18 protein-coding genes and 1 rRNA gene are annotated in these 21,725 nt (G+C 72.3%); 6 read left to right on the top strand and 13 right to left on the bottom strand.

Annotated features, from left to right (window positions below; genetic code table 11):
- Positions 1-28: 28 nt before the first annotated feature.
- The 3 genes from ACZ5ID_RS07210 to ACZ5ID_RS07200 are packed head-to-tail and all read right to left on the bottom strand — an operon-like array spanning position 29 to position 3,089.
- Positions 29-1,321, bottom strand: a complete 1,293-nt coding sequence (locus ACZ5ID_RS07210) for an ABC transporter substrate-binding protein (RefSeq protein ID WP_468894276.1) — start codon at positions 1,319-1,321, stop codon at positions 29-31.
- Positions 1,321-2,160 (bottom strand): carbohydrate ABC transporter permease, encoded by an 840-nt coding sequence (locus ACZ5ID_RS07205; RefSeq protein ID WP_468894275.1) that lies wholly within the window; start codon positions 2,158-2,160, stop codon positions 1,321-1,323. The genes ACZ5ID_RS07210 and ACZ5ID_RS07205 overlap by 1 nt, the downstream gene beginning before the upstream one ends.
- Positions 2,157-3,089, bottom strand: coding sequence for a carbohydrate ABC transporter permease (locus tag ACZ5ID_RS07200; protein ID WP_468894274.1), 933 nt, complete (start codon positions 3,087-3,089; stop codon positions 2,157-2,159). The genes ACZ5ID_RS07205 and ACZ5ID_RS07200 overlap by 4 nt, the downstream gene beginning before the upstream one ends.
- 147 nt (positions 3,090-3,236) lie before the next feature.
- Between ACZ5ID_RS07200 and ACZ5ID_RS07195 the strand changes: the two genes are divergently transcribed.
- Positions 3,237-4,169, top strand: coding sequence for a phosphotransferase enzyme family protein (locus tag ACZ5ID_RS07195; protein WP_468894273.1), 933 nt, complete (start codon positions 3,237-3,239; stop codon positions 4,167-4,169).
- Positions 4,170-4,291: 122 nt separating this feature from the next.
- Here the strand turns inward: ACZ5ID_RS07195 and ACZ5ID_RS07190 are convergent, their stop codons facing one another.
- The gene (locus ACZ5ID_RS07190) at positions 4,292-5,014 is read right to left on the bottom strand and encodes an exonuclease domain-containing protein (RefSeq protein ID WP_468894272.1); all 723 of its coding nucleotides are present in this window, start codon (positions 5,012-5,014) and stop codon (positions 4,292-4,294) included.
- A gap of 87 nt (positions 5,015-5,101) precedes the next feature.
- Positions 5,102-6,337 (bottom strand): SAV2148 family HEPN domain-containing protein, encoded by a 1,236-nt coding sequence (locus ACZ5ID_RS07185; protein WP_468894270.1) that lies wholly within the window; start codon positions 6,335-6,337, stop codon positions 5,102-5,104.
- A gap of 377 nt (positions 6,338-6,714) precedes the next feature.
- Between ACZ5ID_RS07185 and glgX the strand changes: the two genes are divergently transcribed.
- Both glgX and treY read left to right on the top strand, forming a co-directional pair.
- Entirely contained in the window at positions 6,715-8,835 is a 2,121-nt protein-coding gene (gene glgX, locus ACZ5ID_RS07180) for a glycogen debranching protein GlgX (RefSeq protein ID WP_468894268.1), read from the top strand.
- A 211-nt stretch (positions 8,836-9,046) separates the two neighbouring features.
- Positions 9,047-11,479, top strand: a complete 2,433-nt coding sequence (gene treY, locus ACZ5ID_RS07175) for a malto-oligosyltrehalose synthase (protein WP_468894266.1) — start codon at positions 9,047-9,049, stop codon at positions 11,477-11,479.
- Here the strand turns inward: treY and ACZ5ID_RS07170 are convergent.
- The 3 genes from ACZ5ID_RS07170 to ACZ5ID_RS07160 form a co-directional block, all read right to left on the bottom strand.
- Positions 11,427-12,416: a cytochrome P450 gene (locus ACZ5ID_RS07170; protein WP_468894264.1), complete on the bottom strand. Its 990-nt coding sequence runs from the start codon at positions 12,414-12,416 to the stop codon at positions 11,427-11,429. The genes treY and ACZ5ID_RS07170 overlap by 53 nt on opposite strands.
- Before the next feature lie 219 nt (positions 12,417-12,635).
- Positions 12,636-13,124: a GNAT family N-acetyltransferase gene (locus ACZ5ID_RS07165; RefSeq protein WP_468894262.1), complete on the bottom strand. Its 489-nt coding sequence runs from the start codon at positions 13,122-13,124 to the stop codon at positions 12,636-12,638.
- A 62-nt stretch (positions 13,125-13,186) separates the two neighbouring features.
- On the bottom strand, positions 13,187-13,741 hold the full coding sequence (locus tag ACZ5ID_RS07160; RefSeq protein ID WP_406552631.1) for an FHA domain-containing protein: 555 nt from the start codon (positions 13,739-13,741) through the stop codon (positions 13,187-13,189).
- Positions 13,742-13,900: 159 nt separating this feature from the next.
- Here ACZ5ID_RS07160 and ACZ5ID_RS07155 point away from each other — a divergent pair, with 159 nt between their 5' ends.
- The gene (locus ACZ5ID_RS07155) at positions 13,901-14,863 is read left to right on the top strand and encodes a GNAT family N-acetyltransferase (protein ID WP_468894260.1); all 963 of its coding nucleotides are present in this window, start codon (positions 13,901-13,903) and stop codon (positions 14,861-14,863) included.
- 15 nt (positions 14,864-14,878) lie between these two features.
- Here ACZ5ID_RS07155 and ACZ5ID_RS07150 read toward each other — a convergent pair whose 3' ends face one another.
- Positions 14,879-16,228, bottom strand: coding sequence for a GH1 family beta-glucosidase (locus ACZ5ID_RS07150; RefSeq protein ID WP_468894259.1), 1,350 nt, complete (start codon positions 16,226-16,228; stop codon positions 14,879-14,881).
- A gap of 117 nt (positions 16,229-16,345) precedes the next feature.
- Here ACZ5ID_RS07150 and treZ point away from each other — a divergent pair, with 117 nt between their 5' ends.
- Entirely contained in the window at positions 16,346-18,097 is a 1,752-nt protein-coding gene (treZ, locus tag ACZ5ID_RS07145) for a malto-oligosyltrehalose trehalohydrolase (RefSeq protein WP_468894257.1), read from the top strand.
- 24 nt (positions 18,098-18,121) lie between these two features.
- Here treZ and ACZ5ID_RS07140 read toward each other — a convergent pair whose 3' ends face one another.
- The 3 genes from ACZ5ID_RS07140 to ACZ5ID_RS07130 all read right to left on the bottom strand — a co-directional run bounded on the left by ACZ5ID_RS07140 (position 18,122) and on the right by ACZ5ID_RS07130 (position 21,097).
- Positions 18,122-19,252: a M24 family metallopeptidase gene (locus ACZ5ID_RS07140; protein ID WP_468894255.1), complete on the bottom strand. Its 1,131-nt coding sequence runs from the start codon at positions 19,250-19,252 to the stop codon at positions 18,122-18,124.
- 166 nt (positions 19,253-19,418) lie between these two features.
- On the bottom strand, positions 19,419-20,378 hold the full coding sequence (locus ACZ5ID_RS07135; protein ID WP_468894253.1) for a DUF1444 domain-containing protein: 960 nt from the start codon (positions 20,376-20,378) through the stop codon (positions 19,419-19,421).
- An 83-nt stretch (positions 20,379-20,461) separates the two neighbouring features.
- Positions 20,462-21,097: a nucleoside/nucleotide kinase family protein gene (locus tag ACZ5ID_RS07130; RefSeq protein WP_468894251.1), complete on the bottom strand. Its 636-nt coding sequence runs from the start codon at positions 21,095-21,097 to the stop codon at positions 20,462-20,464.
- A 75-nt stretch (positions 21,098-21,172) separates the two neighbouring features.
- Between ACZ5ID_RS07130 and ACZ5ID_RS07125 the strand changes: the two genes are divergently transcribed.
- Positions 21,173-21,559 carry a VOC family protein gene (locus tag ACZ5ID_RS07125; protein ID WP_468894249.1) on the top strand — a complete coding sequence of 129 codons (387 nt, stop codon included), beginning with the start codon at positions 21,173-21,175 and terminating at the stop codon, positions 21,557-21,559.
- A gap of 74 nt (positions 21,560-21,633) precedes the next feature.
- On the opposite strand, the gene rrf is transcribed toward ACZ5ID_RS07125, so the two are convergent.
- Positions 21,634-21,725, bottom strand: a 5S ribosomal RNA gene (gene rrf / locus ACZ5ID_RS07120); the annotation flags it as partial.

The raw sequence follows: 21,725 nt of genomic DNA, 5'->3' as shown, positions 1-21,725 counted from the left end.
TACGGTCGTCCGCCCGCCTCCTGCCCGTTCAGCGCTGATAGCGGGCCAGCACCCGGTTGCCGTCCTCGACCAGCCGTTTTCGCAGCTCCCCTCTGTCGATGGCACCGCTGTAGTACTGCTGGAGGGCGGGGGTGGCGACCTTGTCCTTCCACTCCGGGTAGCCCCGCACCGACTGCGCCGGGGCCGAGCGCAGCGCTGCCGCCAACTCGGCTCCGGTGGCCCAGCCGTAGCGCTCGGTGTGCAGGGCCGGGTCCTTCAGCGCGGCGGTTCCCGTCGGCAGCATCCAGTCGCCCTGCGCGAGCCGGACCATGTTGCGCGGCTGGAGCAGGAAACCGATGAACTCGGCCGCCTCCTTCTTGTGCGGGCTGTCCTGGGCGACCGAAAGGGTCTGCGGGCTGACCCCCTGGGCGAGCCCCTCGCTTCCCGCCGGGGTGGGCAGCACGGTCCACTCGAACCCCTCGGGCGCCTGCTGCACGATCTGCTGGCGGTACGAGAAGCCCAGCGCGGCCATCGCGTATCGGCCGCCGAAGAAACCCGGCAGGGTGTCGGAGCCGCCCATGCCGAGCGTGGTCCGCGCGGCGCTCCCGTCGATGTTCACCTGGTCGTGGATGACCGAGGGCACGGTCGCGTCGCCCTCCTCGAACGCCACCCGCACCTTCCCGTCCGCCGCCCGGTGGAACAGCCGACCGCGGGCGGACAGGCCCAGGTTCAGGGTGAGCGACACGGGCTCCTTGAGCGGCCAGGCGATCCCGTACCGCCCCCGGGCGCTCAGCCTCTTCGTCACCTGCCGGAACTCCTGCCAGGTCCACGGCTGCCGGGGAGTGGGTATCCGTACCCCCGACGCCCTGAGGATCCGGGTGTTGGCCATCAGCACGCGCGGCTCCTGGAGGAACGGGACTCCGTACACCCCCTTTCCGAAGGTCGCGGACTCCCAGCTCCGGTCGGGGATGTCCTGTCTGAGCCCGGCGGGCAGCAGGGTGCGCAGATCGGTGAGATAGCCGCCGTAGGCGAAGTCCGCGAGGTCGTCGGAGGCGTCATGGATGACGTCCGGTGCCTCGCCGCCCTCGAACGAGGTCAGCAGCTGGTCGTGGACGGTGTCCCAACTGCCCTGCACGTACTGGACCTGGATCAGCGGGTGCGCCCGGTTCCACTCCTTCACCAGCTCCTTGGTGGCGGCCACCGACTCCTTCTGCCAGGCCAGCGACTGGAAGCGGAGCCTGATCCGGCCGTCATCGCGCGAGCCGTCGCCCGAGCAGCCGCTGAGGGTGGAGAGGAGCAGGGCGAGCACCACGGCGGTGAGCGTCAGCGGTCGTGTGCGCATCAGCTCTTCACCGCCCCGGCGAACATCCCGGCGGTGATCCGCCGCTGGATGACGGCGAAGACGGCCAGCGAGGGCAGCGTGGCGAGGAAGGCGGCTGCCGCGAGCGGACCGAGATCGGCGGCTCCCTCCGCGCCGAGGAAGTGCGTGAGGACGACCGGCAGGGTCTGCTTCTCCGGTGTCTTCAGCAGAACGAGCGCGAAGAAGAATTCGTTCCACGCGGTGATGAAGGCGAAGAGGCCGGTGGCGACGATGCCGGGGGCGAGCAGCGGCGCGGTGACCGAGACCAGCGTGCGCAGCCGCCCCGCCCCGTCGACGGCCGCCGCCTCCTCCAGCTCCCGGGGCACCGCCCGGACGTACCCGACCAGCATCCACAGCGCGAAGGGCAGCGACCACACGACGTACACCATGACCAGGCCGCCCACCGAGTTGACGAGATGGAGTCGCTTCAGGACCAGGAAGAGCGGAATGATCAGCAGGACGAACGGGAACGCCTGGCTGACCACCACCCAGCCGGTCGCCGCCGTCGCCATCCTGCCGCGCCGACGCGCCATCACATACGCCATCGGGGTCGCCACCACGACCGCGAGCAGCGCCGCCGAGACCGCCGCGAGCAGGCTGTTGAACCCCGCGCGCAGCAGCGGCTGTTCGTCGAAGGCCTGCCGGAAGTTCTCGAGGGTGGGGTGGCGCGGAATCCAGGTCGGGTGCAGCGAGCCGAGCTCTCGCGCGGGCTTGAACGCCGTGGAGAGCAGCCACAGGAACGGGAACGCCAGGAAGACCAGATAGCCCAGGAGCGCCAGATACTGCCCGGCGCGCCCCCACGGCCGCGTACGGGACGTCATCGGTCCTCACCCCCTGTGCCGAGCCGCGCCGCCAGATGGAACGCGAGGAACACCGAGATCACCGCGACCATCACACAGCCCATCGCCGCCGCGTACCCGAACTGCCCGTACCGGAAGGCCTCTTCGTAGGCGAAGAGCATGGGCAGCCGGGTCTTGCCGCCCGGGCCGCCGTTGGTGAGGACATAGACCAGGGCGAACGCGTTGAAGTTCCAGATGAAGTTGAGCGCGGTGATCGCCAGTGCCACGGGGCGGAGGGCCGGCCAGGTCACCGTGGAGAAGCGGCGCCAGGCGCCGGCGCCGTCCATCGCGGCGGCCTCGTGCAGTTCCTGCGGGGTGTTCTGGAGTCCGGCGAGCAGGGCCACCGTCGTCTGCGGCAGGCCCGCCCAGACCCCGACGACGATCACGGCGGGCAGTGCGGTGCCGAGACCGGTCAGCCAGTCCCGGCCGTCACCGAGTCCGAGGTCGCCGAGCGTCTCGTTGAGGATCCCGGCGTCCGGGTTGTACACCAGCCGCCACATGATGCCGACGACGACCTCCGGCATCGCCCACGGGATGATGGCCAGAGCCCGCGCCAGCCAGCGGAAGCGGAGGTTCTGGTCGAGCAGCAGGGCGAGTCCGAGCGCGAGCAGGAACTGCGGCACGGTGACCCCCACCGCCCACAGCAGACCGATCCGGAAGGACTCCCAGAACAGGGTGTCGTGGAGCAGGTCCTGGAAGTTGAGCAGCCCGGTCCACTCGGTGGGCGCGGTGCGGCCCGCCTGCGAGTCGGTGAAGGAGAGGGCGATGCCGTAGAGCAGCGGTCCCACGCTCAGGACGAGGATCGGGATCAGCGCGGGCAGCACCAGGAACCAGGCCCCGTGGTCCGGGGGTTTGCCGGGGCGCCCGCGTAAGCGTCTCCCCGGCCGCGCCGTTGTGGTGGCCAATGTCATTTTTCGACCCCTTTGCCGGGATTGCCGAATGACCCTCGTCATCGTGCTGACGGTGTGTGGGTTCGTCAAGACGACCTGCCTCCTCACCGAGACGACCTGCGTGAATGCGAGACTTGCCCGGTACGGAACGATCACCGGGAGTGAACAGTGGACGAGGCACGGGCGCGCGAGGTACTGGCCGCGGCGGGACTCGGCGGCGGCTGGGCGGGAACGGGGACACGGTCAGGGTCTGAGGCAGGGGCTGGCTCCGGGGCAGGGTCCGGAGCCCCCGCCGAGCTGCTCGCCCTCGGCGAGAACGCCGTCTTCGCGACCGGCGACCTCGTGGTCAAGGTCGGCCGCGACGCGACCGAGCACCCCGAGCTGCTGGCGCGCGCCGAAGGCGAGCTGGCCATCGCCGGCTGGCTCGCCGAGTGCGGCGTACCCGCGGTACGGGCCGCCGAGCCCGCGCCCCGGCTGGTGGACGGCCACCCGGTGACGCTCTGGCACCGGCTGCCCGCCGCCGTCCGCCCCGCGGGCCCCCGCGACCTGGCCGAGCTGCTGCGGCTCGTCCATGCCCTGCCCGCCCCGGCGTTCACCCTGCCCCGCCGAGAACTGCTCGGCGGGGTCGAGCGCTGGCTGCGGCTGGCCGGGGACGCGGTCGACCCCGCCGACGCGGCCTATCTCCGCGCCCGCCGGGACGGTTTCGCCGAGGCGGCTTCCGCCCTCACCCCGCACCTGACGCCCGGCCCCATCCACGGCGACGCGCTGCCCCGCAACGTCCATGTCGGCCCCGAGGGCCCGGTCCTGGTCGACCTGGAGACCTTCTCCGCCGACTTCCGGGAACACGACCTGGTGGTCATGGCCCTTTCCCGGGACCGGTACGGGCTGCCGGACGAGCAGTACGAGGCGTTCACCGAGGCCTACGGGTGGGATGTGCGGGAGTGGGAGGGGTGCGCGGTGCTGCGGGGCGCGCGGGAAACGGCCAGCTGCGCCTGGGTCGCCCAGCACGCACCGGCCAACCCCAAGGCGCTCGACGAGTTCCGCCGCCGGGTGGCTTCCCTGCGGAACGGGGATCCCGAGGTCCGCTGGTACCCGTTCTGAGCCTGCGCGCCTCGCCCGGCGAGCCGCGCCCCGGCACATGACCGCGCCCCGGCAAGCGGGCGCGACCCACGTCGAGCCGGCGCGGCCCGGACCCCGGGCCCCCGGCCGTCGACGGTCCGCCGTCAGCGCTGGACCGGCGCCGGCTCCCGTATCGGCCACGCGGGGTCGACCGTCGCGTCCGGTGTGCCCTTCCGGCGCAGGAACTGCTGGAAGTCGGCCGCCCACGCCGCGTACCACTCGATCTGCTGGGCGTGCAGCTCCGCCGGGAGCAGCCGGGCGACCTGGGGATGGCGGTCGGCTATCGCCACGGCCACCCGGACCGCCGCCAGCGCGTCCGCACCCGCCTCATGGGCGCCGTCGAGCACCACGCCGTACTCCACGCACACCGCCTCCAGCGTCCGCTTGCCCTTGCGGTAGCGGTCGACCGCGCGGTCGATCGTGTACGGGTCGACGACCGGGCCCAGGGGCGCGCCCCCGAGCCGGTCGGTGAGCGAGGGCAGGGCGTGGCGGCGCAGTTCGGCCTCCAGCAGCGTCAGGTCGAACGCCGCGTTGTAGGCCACGACCGGCACTCCCCGCGCCCAGTAGCCCGTGATCGTCTCCGCTATCTCGTCGGCGACCTCACGCACCGGGCGGCCTTCGGACGCCGCCCGCTCGTTGCTGATGCCGTGGATCGCCGAGGCCTGTGCCGGGATCAGAATGCCCGGGTCCGCCAGCCAGTTCCGCTGCCGGGCCACCTCGCCGCCCCTGACGCCGACGATCGCGGCCGACACGATCCGTGCCTCCAGCGGGTCCGTACCGGTCGTCTCCAGGTCGAATCCGACCAGCGGTTCGCGGTGCCACCCCATCTTGGCCCTCCCTTTTGGTGCTCTCCCCCAGTGACGAACAGCCTCGCACGCACCACTGACAATGGGGTCCGGGCAGCCGATGGACGGTCAGGACACAGGCCGCGAATCCACCCACATCGACTCGAACTCCTCGCGGTATGTCGCGAAAAGTCCGTGTTCGACATCCTGGTCCGGGCGTACGACCTCCCGCCGCGCGCCTCCCCGCAGCACCAGCACCGGCGCCTCCATCCCCCGCGCCCTGCGCAGATACGACTGGACGACCGCGAGGCCGTCGGTGCCGTCCCCGTCGACCAGGTACGCCGTGAAGCGCGGGGTCTCGTCGAACACCTGGATCTCGAAGGCCCCGGGGTCGCGCAGCCGGGCCCGCACCCGGCGCATGTGCAGGATGTTCATCTCCACCGACCGGCTCAGCTCGCCCTTCTTCAGCCCCAGTTCGCGCTCGCGCCGCTTCACCGCGCTGCTCGCCGGGTTCAGGAAGAGCAGCCGGACGCGGCAGCCCGACTCGGCCAGGCGCACAAGGCGGCGCCCCGAGTAGTTCTGGACCAGCAGATTGAGCCCGATGCCTATCGCGTCGAGCCGTCTGGCGTGGCTGAACAGGTCCTCGGCGGGAAGCTGGCGCTGCAGCCGCACCCGGTCGGAGTGGACCGAGACCACGTCCGCGTACCGGTCGCCCACCAGGTCCTCGACCGCGTCGATGGGCAGCCGGTGCGCGGCCGGCGCGCCCGCCCCGCCGCCCAGGACGTCCAGCAGCCGGGCGGAGGCGCGCTCGGCCTGGGCGAGCACCGCCTCGTTGAGCGCGCGGTTGCGCGAGACGACGTTCCGCGCGACCTCCAGCTCGTCCAGGGCGAGCTCGACGTCGCGCCGGTCGTCCACGTACGGCTCGAAGCACGGCCAGTGCTGCACCATCAGCTCGCGCAGCTGCGGCAGGGTGAGGAAGCTCAGCACGTTGTCGTCGGCCGGATCGAGCAGATAGCCCTTGCGGCGCGAGACCTCCCGTACGGCGACGGCGCGCTGCACCCACTCCTGCCCGGCGGGGCCCGCAGCCGCCACCACCCAGTCGTCCCCGTGGACCGGCTCGTAGATGGGCTGCAGCACGGCCGCGACCACGGCCCGCAGCCGCTGCTCCACCAGATTCAGCCAGATGTAGGCCCGGCCCGCCCGCTGGGCGCGCGTGCGCACCTCGCTCCAGGCGTCCGCGTCCCAGTCCAGTTCCGCCCCGATCTCCACCGGACGCGCCACGGAGACCGCGCCGGGCGGGATGTCGCCGGACTCCCCCTCGTGACCCGTGTCACCAGGGGGCAGCTCCAGCCCTCCCGAGCTCACCCGCCGCACCGCCTTCCGGTCCCCCTCCAACGATCAAGGAAGAGTACTCCGCGAGCGGGAGGCGGTGCAGCCGGATGGAGAGGCTGTTTCCCAACTCCCTTGTCCCCGTGATCGGTTCCGCGCCGGGCCGTCGGGGCGAGTGAGCTGATTCATACCGGCCCCACCTGCGCCGGGACCCCACACCGCTGCGGAAGGTGGCCGGATCCGGACGCACAGGCCGTCCGGATCGACCGGGGTACCGGTCGCCCAACGGGGGTAACCGCTGTTGGGATCACCCTCCGGAGCACTCCGGCGTCCTAGGGGACGGACTTCTTTTCCGGGAGGATCTGCGTCAAGTGCCCCTCAGTACCCGGAACAGAAGTGGAAGAGTCTTGCCCATGCAGGTGTGGCCGGGACAGGCGTACCCACTCGGCGCCACGTACGACGGCGCCGGGACCAATTTCGCGGTCTTCTCGGAGGCCGCCCAGCGGATCGAGTTGTGCCTTCTGCACGACGACGGTTCGGAGACGGCGGTGGAGCTGCGCGAGAGTGACGCCTTTGTGCGCCACGCGTATCTGCCCGGAGTGATGCCGGGGCAGCGCTACGGGTTCCGTGTGCACGGCCCGTACGAGCCGCAGAACGGGCACCGCTGCAACTCGGCGAAGCTGCTCCTCGACCCCTACGCGCGCGCCATCAGCGGGAGCATCGAATGGGGCGAGGCGGTGTACGGCTACTACTTCGACCGCCCCGACTCCCGCAACGACATGGACTCGGCGCCGCACACGATGACGTCGGTGGTCGTCAACCCGTACTTCGACTGGGGCGACGACCGGCCGCCGCGCACCGAGTACCACCGCACGGTGCTCTACGAGGCCCATGTGAAGGGCCTGACGATGCTCCATCCGGAGCTTCCCCCGGAGATGCGCGGCACCTACGCGGCGCTGGCGCACCCGGCCGTCATCGGCCATCTGACGGAGCTGGGGGTGACGGCCCTGGAGCTGATGCCGGTCCACCAGTTCGTCAACGACCACCGGCTCGCCGATGAGGGGATGTCCAACTACTGGGGATACAACACGATCGGCTTCTTCGCCCCGCACAACGCGTACGCCTCCTGGGGAGACCGGGGGCAGCAGGTCCTGGAGTTCAAACAGGCGGTACGGGCGCTGCACGAGGCCGGGATCGAGGTCATCCTCGATGTGGTCTACAACCACACGGCCGAGGGCAACCACCTGGGCCCCACCCTCTCCTTCCGGGGCCTGGACAACGCGCAGTACTACCGGCTCGCGGACGATCCTCGCTACTACGAGGACACCACCGGCACCGGGAACTCGCTCCTGATGCGCTCGCCGCACGTCCTCCAGCTGATCATGGACTCGCTGCGGTACTGGGTGACCGAGATGCATGTGGACGGGTTCCGCTTCGACCTCGCGGCGACGCTGGCCCGCCAGTTCCACGAGGTGGACCGGCTCTCGTCCTTCTTCGACCTGGTGCAGCAGGACCCGGTGGTCAGCCAGGTGAAGCTGATCGCGGAGCCCTGGGACGTCGGTGAGGGCGGCTACCAGGTGGGCAACTTCCCGCCGTTGTGGACCGAGTGGAACGGCAAGTACCGCGACACCGTACGGGACCTGTGGCGGGGCGAGCCGCGTACGCTCGCCGAGTTCGCCGGACGCCTCACCGGCTCCTCCGACCTCTACCAGGACGACGGACGGCGCCCGCTGGCCTCCATCAACTTCCACACCTGCCACGACGGCTTCACGCTGCACGACCTCGTCTCGTACAACGACAAGCACAACGAGGCCAACAAGGAGGGCAACCGGGACGGCGAGAGCCACAACCGGTCCTGGAACTGCGGCGCCGAGGGCGAGACGGACGACGTCGGCGTACTGGAGCTGCGCGAACGCCAGATGCGCAACTTCATCGCCACCCTGATGCTGTCGCAGGGCGTGCCGATGCTCAGCCACGGCGACGAGTTCGCCCGCACCCAGCACGGCAACAACAACGCCTACTGCCAGGACAGCGAGCTGAGCTGGGTGAAGTGGCCCGACCCGGGCAGCGACCCGGAGGGGACGCTGCTCGCGTTCACTCGGACGATGGTGTGGCTCAGGCGCGACCACCCGGTGTTCCGGCGCCGCCGGTTCTTCCACGGCCGGCCGGTGGAGGGCACGCACGACGAGCTGTCGGACATCGCCTGGTTCACCCCCGAGGGCGAGGAGATGACGCAGCAGGACTGGCAGTCGTCGAGCGCCAAGGCCCTCACCGTCTTCCTCAACGGCAACGCCATCTCCGAGCCCGGCCCACGGGGCGAGCGCATCGCGGACGACTCCTTCCTACTGATGTTCAACGCCAGCGCGGAGACCATCGACTTCCTGGTGCCGGTCAACCACGGCCGGCAGTGGCAGGTGGTGGTCGACACGGGCCGGAGCGAGGGGGTGCCGCCGGGCGAGGGCGCCAAGGTGACGGCGGGCGAGCGGGTCACCCTGGTGGGGCGGAGTCTGGCGGTCCTGCACCGCCCGGCCTGAGCGGGAGCGGGCGCCGCGGCGGGGGGACGAGGGCTCTCCGGCCGTACGAGGCCGGCCGGACCCCAGGAACGCCGACGCGCGGGGCCGTTCGGGTGACTCCCTCGCACCCGGTCCGAAGCGCTCCGGGCATCGGGCGAAACCCGCGCGGCAGACGGGTGCGGACGCGTGGGCCGAAGGCACGGAAGCCGCGATACAGGGTACGTACGTTTGTATGACACCCACTGCGACCTACCGGCTGCAGCTCCAGCCGGACTTCCCCTTCCGTGCCGCCGAGCGCGCCGTGCCGTATCTGGCCTCGCTCGGGGTGTCGCATCTGCATCTGTCGCCGGTCCTGGAGTCGGTGCCGGGGTCGACGCACGGCTACGACGTCGTCGACCACGCGCGCGTACGCGAGGAGCTGGGCGGCGAGGACGGACTGCGGCGGCTCGCCCGGACCGCGCGGGCCGCCGGGCTCGGCCTGGTCCTCGACATCGTCCCGAACCACATGGCGGCGGCGCCCCGCCACAACCGGCAGCTCTGGGAGGTGCTGCGCGAGGGCCCCGACTCGCCGTACGCCGGCTGGTTCGACATCGACTGGACGGCGAACGGCGGCAAGGTGCTCCTGCCGGTCCTCGCCGGGCCGGTCGGGGGCGAGCTGGACCGGCTGGCGGTGGACGCGGAGAAGGGCGTACTGACGTACGGGGAGGCGCATGCGTTCCCCTTGCGCGCCGGTACGGAGGGCCTGCCCCTGCCCGAGCTGCTGGACGCCCAGTGGTACCGGCTCGGCTGGTGGCGGCTGGCGCGCACCGAGCTCAACTACCGCCGGTTCTTCACCATCTCGGACCTCATCGGCGTCCGGGTGGAGGACGAGGACGTCTTCGCCGCGACCCACGCCAAGGTGCTGGAGCTGGTGCGGGACGGGGTGGTGGACGGGCTGCGCGTGGACCACCCGGACGGCCTGGCCGACCCCGAGACGTATCTGCGGCGGCTGTACGAGGCGACCGGTGGCGCCTGGACCGTGGTGGAGAAGATCCTCGCCCGTACCGAGCCGCTGCCCTCCGACTGGGCGGTCGCCGGGACGACCGGCTACGACGCGCTGCACCGGATCGACGGCCTCTTCGTCGATCCGGCGGGCCACCGGGAACTTCTGCACCACTACCGGGAGTTCATCGGACAGGACGGCGACCGGGGCGGGCACTGGGAGCCGACCGCGCGGCGCGCCGCGTACGAGGTGGTCACCCATGACCTGGCCGCCGAGGTGGACCGGCTGACGCGCGCGGCGGCGCGCCTGTGCGCCCGCACGCCGGACCTGCGCGACCACGCCCCGTGGGCCCTGCGGCTGGCCCTGTGCGAGCTACTGGTCCGCATGCCGGTGTACCGCCCGTACCGCACCGGGGCCGAGGAGGTGCTCACCCCGGAGATGGCGCGGGAGGCGCGGCAGGCCTTCGGTGTCCCGGAGGAGGCCGCCGCGGTCGACGCGGTACGGGGACTGCTGCTGGGACGGCACGGCGCGAGGAGGGCCGACGACGACGGGGAAGGAGTCGAACTCCACGCCTTCCAGGCCCGTTTCGCCCAGACGTCCTCGGCCTTGCGCGCCAAATCCCTGGAGGACACGGCGTTTTATCGATATGTGGCCCTGCTGTCCGCCAACGAGGTGGGTGGCGAGCCCGGACGGCCCGCGGTGCCCCCCGAGGAATTCCACGCCTACTGCGCCAGGATCGCTCGCGACTGGCCCGCCACCGGGACGGTCCTGTCCACGCACGACACCAAGCGCAGTGCGGACGTACGGGCCCGGATCGCCGTGCTGTCCGAGTGCCCGCAGCGGTGGAGGGCGCTGCTCGGTCGGCTGGCCGCGGCCCCCGCGCCCGATCCCCAGCTGGCCTGGGCGGCCTGGCAGACGGCGGTCGGCCTCGGCGGCACCGCCCCGGCCGCGGACCGGCTGGGCGGGGCCCTGCTCAAGGCCGCGCGCGAGGCGGGCCTGCACACGACGTGGACCGAGCAGGACCCGGTGTACGAGCGGGCGCTGACCGACTTCGCCGCGTCGGGGCCCGGCGGGGCGCTCGCGGCGCAGGCCGCGGAGTTCTCCCGGAGTCTGGCGTCGGCCGCGCGCGCGAACGTGCTGGGCGCCGCCCTCGTACAGCTGACGATGCCGGGCGTGCCGGACGTGTACCAGGGCACGGAGTCGGAGTGCCTGACGCTGGTGGACCCCGACAACCGCCGGCCGGTCGCCTTCCCCGAGACGGGAACGCACCCGCTCCCGGACGAGAAGGGCGAGCTGTCGCGTGCGGCTCTGCGGCTGCGGCGGGAACTTCCGGAGGCCTTCGGGGAGTTCGGTACGTACGAGGCGCTGATCGCCGACGGACCGGCCGCCGACCACTGCCTCGCGTTCTGCCGCTCCGGTGACGTGGTGACGGCGGTGACCCGGCTCTCCCTGCGGCTGGCCGAGTCGGGCGGCTGGGGCCCGACGGGGCTGGCGCTGCCGGAGGGGACGTGGGTCGATGTCCTGCGGACGGACGCCTCCGAGGACTCCGGCCGCCCCGACCGGCCGGGCCGGGAGTTCACGGGGACGGTGAAGCTGAGCGATCTGTTCGCCGACCGTCCGGTCGCGCTGCTCAGGCGGGTCGACCGGCCGGGCGTACGAGAAGGGTCCGCGGGGACCGTGTGAGCAGCCCGGTCTCGGTGGGCCGGAAGCCCCCGGCCCACCGGAGCCGCGGCATGGCCTCGCCCAGCGCGCGTACGGCGCACTCCGCCTGGAGTTCGGCCACGCGCGCGGCCGGGCAGTCCGGGGGCCCGAAGGCCGACGGGGCCGCGGCGGTGCGGCCCGGGTCGAACCGGTCGGGCTCGGCGAACCGGTCCGGGTCCCGGCTCGCGGCTCCGACCAGCAGGGCGACCGCCGTACCCGCCGGCACCGTGCCGCCGGCCGTACGGGTGTCCCGGCGCGCCCGCCTCAGCACGACATGAACGGGAGGGTTCCTGCGCAGGGACTCACCCCAGACGGCGGTGAGGGCGCCGGGCGCGGCGCCCACGGCCGCCGCCCACTCCCCCGGACGGTCGAGGAGGTTGGCGAGCAGGGAGGCGAGCGCCTTGCCGATCAGAGTGGACCGGTCGGCGCAGAGCACGGCCAGGGCCGCGGCCGGGCCCGCCCGCCGGCCCTTGACGCGGCTGCCGCGCGTCAGCTCCGCGCAGGACAGCCCGAGCGCGGTGGCGGCGGTCCCGACGGGCAGCCAGTGGCAGAACTCCGCGGCCAGATCGGCACCTTCCCGCCCCGCGAGCCGCCGCGCCAGCACGAAGGCGGTCCGCTCGGACACCTCCCTCAGCACCGCGAACGCCTCGTCGTCCACCTCCTGCGGGGACCCTTCGCACCACACCTCGCCGGGCCAGCAGCACGGCCCGCGCCGGGGCCGCACGAGCCCCGGGTCGCCCAGCGCGGAGGCGACGTCCCCGTACCGGCTGACGAGCCACGCGCCCAGCCGGTCGTCCCACACCAGCGGGTACGACTCGCGCAGGGTGCGGTAGAAGCCGTACCGGTCCCGGGTGGCCTCGGGGCCGAGGAGGGAGGGGGTGGCGGGCACGACGGGCACTGCCGTCCCGGGCCCGGTCACGGCACCCCGGCCTCCGCGCGCGGCCTCAGGCGGACCCGTCGGCACCGGTGCGCCCCGCTTCTCGGTCTGCATCCGCCGCCCTCCGCCGGTCGGCGCCCGGGCGGGCGCGGCTGCACCCAGCGGACCACCGCGGCCACGCGGACGCGATCGGCGTGCGCCCGTACGGGTGAATCCTCGCGGGGCACGGGCCCTCAGCAGGGCCGACCCCCACGCGTTCGGCTACTCGGGTGCCTCACGCGGGGCAACGGGCAGCGAGTACCGCAGCTTCTCGCGGCCGGTCGCACCCATGCGGTCGTAGAACCGCCGCGCCCCTTCGTTCCAGACCGGTGTCTGCCACTGCACCTGGGGCATCCCGAGCGCCCGGGCCTCGGCGGCGACCGCCTCGACCAGCAGGGCTCCGAGGCCCAGCCCGCGGTGGCCGTCGCGCAGGAAGAGACAGTCCATGTGCAGGTACTCGCTCGCCTGCCAGGTGGAGAACTCGGGGGCGCAGCTCGCGTATCCCACGACCTCGCCGCCCGGTATCTCGGCGACGAAACAGCGCGCCCGGGGCTTCTCCGGGCCGAATAGCACCGCTGCCAGCCGGTCCGCGAGGCCGGGCGCGGGCGGCTCGGCCCTCTCGTACACGGCGTGCTCCGCGGCGAGTTCGGCCAGGCGCGGCAGGTCGGCGGGGCGGGCGGCCCGCACACGCGGCTGCTGGTCGTCGTTCATACCGCCATCATGAGGTGCACCACTGACAACGCTCCCGGCAAGGGCGTTCGCCCAGGTCAGGGTCAGTGCGTGGCGAGGCGGAAGCTCATCCGCCCGAAGCTCACATGGTCGCCGTCGTTGACCACGACCGCACCCGTCACCCGGCGCCCGTTGACGCTCGTGCCGTTGGTGGACCCGAGGTCGCGCAGCACCCACACGCCGGACTGGTGGGTCAGCTCGGCGTGCACCCGGGAGACGGTCTCGTGGCTGAGCCGCAGCCCGTTGTGCGGGTCGCGGCCGATCCGCAGCGGGTACGGGCCCGGCACCGGGAAGAGCAGTTTCGGCAGCCTTTCGGACTGCCAAGCGCGGCGCATCGAGACGCTGAACCCGGAGACCCGGCTCACGGCCCCGTACAGCGCCTTGGACCAGCGGCTCTTGGCGTCCAGGTCGGCGGTGAGCGCGGCCAGTTCGTCGGACCGGCGCGCGGACAGGGCCAGTTCCATCCGGCGCAGGAACGTGTCGTGCGACAGCTTCCCCTGTGCGGCGCCCTCTTTGAGCAGGTCGAGCGCCCGGTCACGCTCGGCGTCCGACGGCCGGGCGGGAGCGGGATACGTGTTGAACTGGAAGGACGACGTCACAGCAGAGATTGTCGGGCCGACGGGCTCGGCGTGTCCAGCAGGGCCGCACTTTGCGTCTGTTGCGCGCACCGCCCTCTGACCTGCGAGGAAAACCCTTGTCGCACGGCCCGGTGGGATTGCTACGGTCTGGCCACCGCTACCGCCCACGAGGGGAACCCCTTGACGACATCCGCGTCGGACATCACCTTCCGTCCGCTCGCCGGGCCCGAGGAACTCGGGCTCTTCCAGCAGCTCTCCTACGTCCTCGACCACGAGGTCGAGGAGGATCTCGCCACCGGCCGCCGGCTGCCCGCCTGGATGTGGGTGGCGCTGCGCGGGGACCGTGTGCTCGCCCGCCTCTCCTGGTGGACGCCACCGGACCACGAAACCCCGTTCGTCCTCGACTTCCTCGACGTCGACGACTCGCTGCCGCCCGCCGAGCGTCACGCCGTCGGGGTGGAACTGCTGGAGACGGCGACGGCGGCTGTGATCCCGGCGGGCACCCCGCGTCCGGAGTACGGGCGCTTCACACCGGGCGACTGGCGGGAGGACGCTCACGCGCGCGAGGTCGTCGAGACACGCATGGGCATCGCGTCCGCGACCGGCGCACGGCTCCTGGTGGAGCGGCTGCGTCTGGAGTGGCGTCCGGGGACGCCGGTCCCCGCACCCTCCACGCGGCTCGTCTTCCGCCCGGCGACCGACCGCGAGGAGCTGCTGTCCCTGATGACTCTGGTCCTGGAGGGCACGCTCGACGAGCACAGCCGTACGGAACTGCGGACGATGACCCCGCGCGCGTCGGCGGAGCTGATGTACGAGGAGGAGTTCGAGACGTACCGGACGCCCCGCGAGTGGTGGCGGATGGCCGAACTCCCGGACGGGGGCGGCCCGGTGGGCTTTGTCGTCCCGGCGCGCAACAACTACCACCCGATCATCGCGTACATCGGTGTTGTGCCCGCCCACCGCGGTCACGGCTACATCGACGACATCCTGGCCGAGGGCACCCGCGTCCTGGCCGCGCAGGACGTCCCGCACATCCGTGCCGCCACGGACTTCGGCAACGTGCCGATGGCGAACGCCTTCGCGCGCGCCGGGTACGTGACCTTCGGGTGCGCGATCAACATGGTGTGGCCGGGCGACGGCTGAGACGTTTCGCCGGGCTCAGCCGGTGGCGCGCTGGGCGCGGATCATGTCCCGGTACCAGCGGTAGGAGTCCTTCGGGGTGCGCCGCAGCGTCGGGTAGTCGACGTGGACCAGGCCGAAGCGCTGGGCGGCGCCCTCGATCCACTCGATGTTGTCGGTGAGGGACCACACGAAGTAGCCGCGTACGTCCACGCCGTCGGCGATGGCGCGGTGCAGGGCGCGCAGATGCCCGTCCAGATAGCGGATGCGTCCGGCGTCCTCGATGCCGTCGTAGGAGCAGCCGTTCTCGGTGATGTACACCGGGGGCAGCCGGTCGCCGTAGCGCGCCTTCAGTAGGAGGAGCATCTCGCGCAGCCCGTCGGGGACCACCGGCCACCCGAAGGCCGTGGTCTCGTACCCCTCGATCTCCCGAATGCCGAAGGGCAGTTCGGGGGGCATCGCGAACCCGGCGAAGGAGTCGACGGCCTCGGGCGCGGGCGCGCCCACGCGCGTGGGGTTGTAGTAGTTCACCCCGTACCAGTCGAGCGGCGCCGAGATGACGGCGAGGTCGTCCGCGACCGGGCCCGGCATCAGGGCCGCGAAGTTCTCGTCGGGGTAGCGGCCGGTGAGGACGGGGTCCGCGAACAGCCAGTTGCCGATTGTGTCGTACAGGTCCGCGGCGAAACGGTCCTCCTCGCCCTCGCCCGCGGGCCACACCGGTGTGTGCGAGAGCGCCAGGCCTATGGAACGGGCGCCTGCGTCGCGCAGGGCCCCGACGGCCAGTCCATGGGCGAGCAGCTGGTGGTGGGCGGCCGGGAGGGCGTCGAAGAGGAGCTTCTTGCCGGGCGCGTGCTCGCCGAGCGCGTAGCCGAGCAGCGTCACCTCGGCCGGCTCGTTGACGGTGATCCACATGGGGACACGGTCCGCGAGCCTCTCGGCCACCACGCGCGCGTAGTCGGCGAACCGGTATGCGGTGTCGCGCCGGAGCCAGCCCCCCGCCTCATCGAGCTCCAGCGGGGTGTCCCAGTGGTAGAGGGTCGGCGCGGGGGTGATGCCATGGGCGCACAGCTCGTCGACGAGCCGGTCGTAGAAGTCGAGCCCCGCCTCGTTGACCGGGCCGCTGCCGCCCGGGACGACACGCGGCCAGCTGACCGAGAAGCGGAAGGCTCCGGCGCCGAGCCCGGCGAGCAGGGCCACGTCCTCGCGGTAGCGCGCGTGGAAGCCGGTGCCCCGGGAGGCGTCGGCGCCGTCCTTGATGCGTCCCGGCTCGGCGGCGAAGGCGTCCCAGCCGGAGGGCCCCTTGCCCTCGGCTGCGGCGGCCCCCTCGGTCTGGAAGGCTGAGGCGGAGGCTCCCCAGAGGAAGCCGTGCGGGAACGGCGGCAGGGTCATGGATGTGGACCTTAATGGCGGGTAACCGCAACCTCCAGACCTTGCTCCCGCCTTCCGCGGACGATGGAGGCCCTGTTCCACGGTTTGACGGTACGCGGGCAACGGGAGGTATCAGGCATGTTGTTCGAGGTGTGGGCGCCGCGGGCGGACCGGGTCGCCCTCCAGCTGGAGGGCGCGGCCCACGACATGGAGCCGCATCCGGTGCGGACCGGATGGTGGATCACCGAGGCCACGGCCCGCGACGGCGACCGTTACGGATACGCCCTGGACGGCGGGCGCCCGCTGCCGGACCCGCGCTCGCGCCGCCTCCCGGACGGACCGGACGGCCTGAGCGCCGTCGTCGTCCACGAGGACTTCGGCTGGCAGCACCCCTGGGAGGGCCGTCCGCTGTCCGGCGGAATCCTCTACGAGCTCCATGTCGGCACCTACACCGACGAGGGCACCTTCGACGCCGCGGCCGGCCGTCTCGCCCATCTGGCGGAACTGGGCGTGACGCATGTCGAGCTGATGCCGGTGTGCTCGTTCCCGGGGCGGCACGGCTGGGGGTACGACGGCGTGGCACCCTGGGCCGTGCACGAGCCCTACGGAGGCCCCGAAGGGCTGAAGCGCTTCGTCGACGCGGCGCACGCCCACGGCCTGGGCGTCGTCCTCGATGTCGTCCACAACCACCTCGGCCCCTCCGGCAACAGGCTCCCCGCCTTCGGCCCGTACTTCACCGACACCCACCAGACGCCGTGGGGCGCCGCCGTCAACCTGGACGCCCCCGGATCGGACGAAGTACGCGCGTACTTCCTGGAGAGCGCGCTCGCCTGGCTGAGCGACTACCGGCTCGACGGGCTGCGCCTGGACGCCGTGCACGCGCTGTACGACACGCGCGCGCTGCCGTTCCTCGAAGAGCTCTCCACCGCCGTCGACGTGCTCTCCGTACAGCTGGGCCGGCCGCTCTTCCTGGTCGCCGAGTCCGACCAGTGCGACCCGCGCACCACCGCCCCGCGCGCGGCGGGCGGCCTGGGGCTGCACGCCCAGTGGAACGACGACTTCCACCACGCCCTGCACACCGCCCTCACCGGCGAGTCCCAGGGCTACTACGCCGACTTCGCCCGCGCCCCCGTCGCCGCCCTGGCCAAGACCCTCACCCGGGTCTTCTTCCACGACGGGACCTATTCGAGCTTCCGCGGCCGGACCCACGGCCGGCGCGTCGACCGCGCCAGGACCCCCGCGCACCGCTTCCTGGCCTACGCCCAGACCCATGACCAGATCGGCAACAGGGCACTGGGCGACCGCCTCGCCGCCACGCTCTCCCCCGGCCTGCTCGCCTGCGCCGCCGCGCTCGTGCTGACAGGCCCGTACACGCCGATGCTCTTCATGGGCGAGGAGTGGGGCGCCCGCACGCCCTGGCAGTACTTCACCGACCACCCCGACCCCGAGCTCGCCGAGGCCGTACGCACGGGCCGGCGGCGGGAGTTCGCGGCGCACGGCTGGGCCGAGGAGGACATCCCCGACCCGCAGGACCCCGCCACCCGGGCGCGCTCGTGCCTGAACTGGGACGAGCCGGCGAAGGAGCACCACGCGCGCCTGCTCGACTGGCACCGGCGGCTGATCGCGCTGCGCCGCACCCGTCCCGACCTCACCGACCCGGACATCGCCGCGGTCAAGGTCGTCCACGACGAGGAGGCGCGCTGGCTCATGTTCCGCCGCGGCGACCTGCGGACCGTGGTCAACCTCGGTAAGGAGGCCGCGGTGATCCCGCTGGGCCGCAACAACTGCCGGGTGCTGGCCGCGTGGGAACCGGTGGAACCGCCCCTCCCGGACGGCCGGTTCCTGCTGCCCCCCGAAGCGTGCGCGGTCCTCGGCCCCGTCGGTACCTGAGCGTCCGGGCCGCCGGCGTCCCGGCTAGTCGACGAGCGCCATCTCGCGCGCGGTGTTGTTGAAGCTGCGCGCGCCGTCCTCGGTGACCGTCACGATGTCCTCGATCCGTACGCCGAACCGGCCCGGCAGATAGATCCCCGGCTCCACGGAGAAGCACATGCCGGGCACCAGCGGCTGCTCCTCGCCCTCGATCATGTAGGGCGGCTCATGGGTGGTCACGCCGATGCCGTGGCCGGTGCGGTGGATGAAGTACTCGCCGTACCCGGCCTCGTCGATCACCGCGCGCGCCGCCCGGTCGACGTCCTGGCAGGCCGCCCCGGGCCGCACCGCCCCGCACCCGGCCCGCTGGGCCTCCCGTACGACGTCGTGGACGCGCCGCTCCTCGGCGGAGGGCTCGCCGACGTGGACGGTACGGGTGGTGTCCGAGCCGTAACCGTGCTTGAGGCCGCCGAAGTCCAGGACGACCATGTCGCCGTGCCCGATGGTCCGCTCGCCCGCCTCGTGGTGCGGGTTGGCCCCGTTGGGACCGGAGCCCACGACCGTGAAGTCCACCTGCGAATGGCCGAACTCGATGAGCAGCGCGGCCAGATCGGCCGCCACGTCCGTCTCCCGGCGCCCCGCGAAGGGGACCTTGAGGATTTCCCCGTAGGCCCTGTCGGCGGCCTCACCGGCCGCCTGAAGGCGCGCCAGCTCGTGTACGTCCTTGACCGCCCGGAGCATGGGGAGCGCCTGTGTGAGGGCCACATAGGACGTTCCGGGAAGCCTCTGCTGGAGGCCGAGCAGATGCATCGCCCAGGCGTTGTCGCTGACGCCGAACCGGCCACCGGCGTCCAGCAGCGGCGCGGTCAAGCCGTACGGGTCGGTGCCGTCGGTCCAGTCCCGCAGGGTGAGCGCGGCGGCCCCGGCCGCCCGCTCGGCGTCCGGCGCCTCCAGCTTCGGTACGACGAGGACCGGCTCACGCCCCGCCGCCAGCACCAGCACGGTCAGCCGCTCGGTGATCGCGGTCGGCTGATACCCGGTCAGATAGACCAGGTCGGGCCCGGGTGCGACCAGGACACCCGCGAGCCCCGCGTCGGCGGCGGACTCGGCGGCGCGGGCCATCCTGGCCCGGTAGTCGTCGGCGGTGAAGGGCGCGGGAGCAGGGGTGGGAGGCATGGGCCCCATCCTGCCCGTACGCGCCCGCGCAGGCGATCGGGAATCGGGAACCGGGAACGGCGAACCGGGAAAAGCGAGTCGGGAACGGCGAGTCGGGAACGGAGTCGGGAAAACCGATGCCGCAGGGCAGACCCGGCGCCGTCCCTGCGGTCACGCGGTCCGCTGGTCAGGCGCCCTCCTGGCTGTCCCCCACCAGCCGCTCCAGCAGTTCCTGGAAGTCGTCGCCGACGACGATGCGCAGGCCGTCGCCCTCGACCTCGTGATCGCTGAGCTGGGTGAGCGTGCCGTCGCGCCACCAGTAGACGAACGGGCTGATCGCCCCGGGCGTGTCCTCGAAGCCCGCCGCGGCGAAGGACGCCATGGCGTTGAGTGCCGGGATCATCCCCGAGTCGCGGATCGCGTGGAAGGCCAGCTGGTGCCGGAACGGCATGGCGACCAGGGCCCCGTCCGGTGTCAGCTCGCGCCCGGTGAGCCGCTGCACCAGGGCGTCCAGGGCGAGCACCCGGCTGGCCGTGTAGAACGAGTCACCCACGACCACCTCGAACCGCATACCGTCCTCACCCTTGACGGTCTCGTGCGATTCGACCGGCAGCTCCCTGAGGTTGCGCAGGGCCTGGGCGCGCAGATCGGGGACGTGGCCGAGCGGCTCCAGCGCCTCGTCGGTGAGCATCATGACGCTCTCGGGCAGATCCAGGGCGAGGATCTCGTACAGCCCGGGCGCGACACCGCGCGCGTAGCTGAAGGTCTGGGGGTCGAGCCCGTTCTCGCTGATCACCCGGGGGTAGAGCTGGGCGCGGATCTGCTCGGGCGGCAGGGTGTCGAGAGCGGACGGGCCGTCCATGGTGCGCAGCACCATGCCGACATGGCGGCGAATCAGCTCCGGCCACACACGGGGCCCACGGCGGTCGTTGTGGCAGACCGCCGCGAGGTTGGCGAGGCCGAACCGCCGGCCACCGCTGTCCTCCACGGAGTCCGCGTAGACGGTCACTTCGAGCCCGTGCTCGGCGAACGCCTCACGCACCCGGGCACGGAACCGCGAGCCCTCTTCGGCCGAGAAATAGCCGAACTCCGCGTCCCGGGGCGTGTCGCTCCGGTCCCGCTTCGGCCCCCGTCGGAATATCCCCACGTCAGCTGCCTTCCGTCACACGGGTCATACGGTAGCCCCGCGGTAGATCCCTACGCCGTTCCCACGCCCGGGGAAGGCCGAGCCTACCCAGCACCCCGCCGGCTGACGACAAGATCCGCACGCTCCCGGCCACCCGCCACCACGCGCGCGTTGACCTCGTCGGACTCCCTGACCCACCGTTCGGCGTACGCGCGGTCCTTCCCGTACCGCACGTGCCGCTCGACGAGTCGGCGCACCCGCTCGTCGCTGTCGATCTCCAGGAACCAGACCTCGTCGAGCAGAGCCCTGACCGGCGCCCACCCGTCCCGGTCGTGCAGGAGGTAGTTGCCTTCGGTGACGACGAGCGGTACCTCGGGGCGGACCGGGATGCTCCCGGCGACCGGCTCCTCCAGCGAACGGTCGAAGGCGGGCGCGTACACCACGCTGCCCGGCTCGGGAGCCCGCAGACGGGTCAGCAGGGCGGCGTATCCGGCGGCGTCGAAGGTGTCCGGGGCGCCCTTGCGATCGGCGCAGCCGAGGCGGACGAGTTCGGCCTGCGCGAGATGGAAACCATCCATCGGGACCAGTACGGCGTCCCCGCCGAACCGCTCGACCAGGCGCGCCGCCAGGGTCGACTTTCCGGATCCGGGCGCGCCGGCGATGCCGAGGACGCGCCGGTGGCCGGGGAGGGCGAGCAGCCGAGCGCGATCGACGAGACGGTCAAACGCAGCGATCTCCATCCCGGCATTCTCTCGCGGCGGCGGTCCGTCTCCGGCGCCTTGGCACGCCACCAGTCATACGTATAACCTGGTCGCATGTCCCATATTGCCCTGATCACGCTCGTCGTCCGCGACTACGACGAGGCCATCGCCTTCTACACGGACGCCCTCGGCTTCGAACTCGTCGAGGACACCGACCGCGGGGACGGCTCCCGCTGGGTCGTGATGCGCCCACGCGGTACCGGCACCGCATCGCTGCTGCTGGCCCGCGCCAAGAACGACACCGAGCGTGCGAGCGTAGGCGCCCAGACGGGCGGCCGGGTCGGCTTCTTCCTGCACACCGAGGACTTCACCGCCGACCACGCCCGGATGACCGCGGCCGGCGTCCGCTTCCTGGAGGAGCCGCGCCACGAGGTGTACGGGTCGGTCGCGGTGTTCGAGGACCTCTACGGCAACCGGTGGGATCTGCTTCAGCCGGCGTGACCGTGGTCGGCGTCTGCGCCGGAACGCAGAAAAGCCCCGTACCGGAGACCGGTACGGGGCTTTTCCCAAAAATTGTTCGGCGGCGTCCTACTCTCCCACAGGGTCCCCCCTGCAGTACCATCGGCGCTGAAAGGCTTAGCTTCCGGGTTCGGAATGTAACCGGGCG

It is taken from the genome of Streptomyces sp. NPDC031670, from assembly GCF_055580545.1.
The sequence above is the reverse complement of the archived record's forward strand: the minus strand, read 5'-3'. Positions and strand labels throughout refer to the sequence as shown.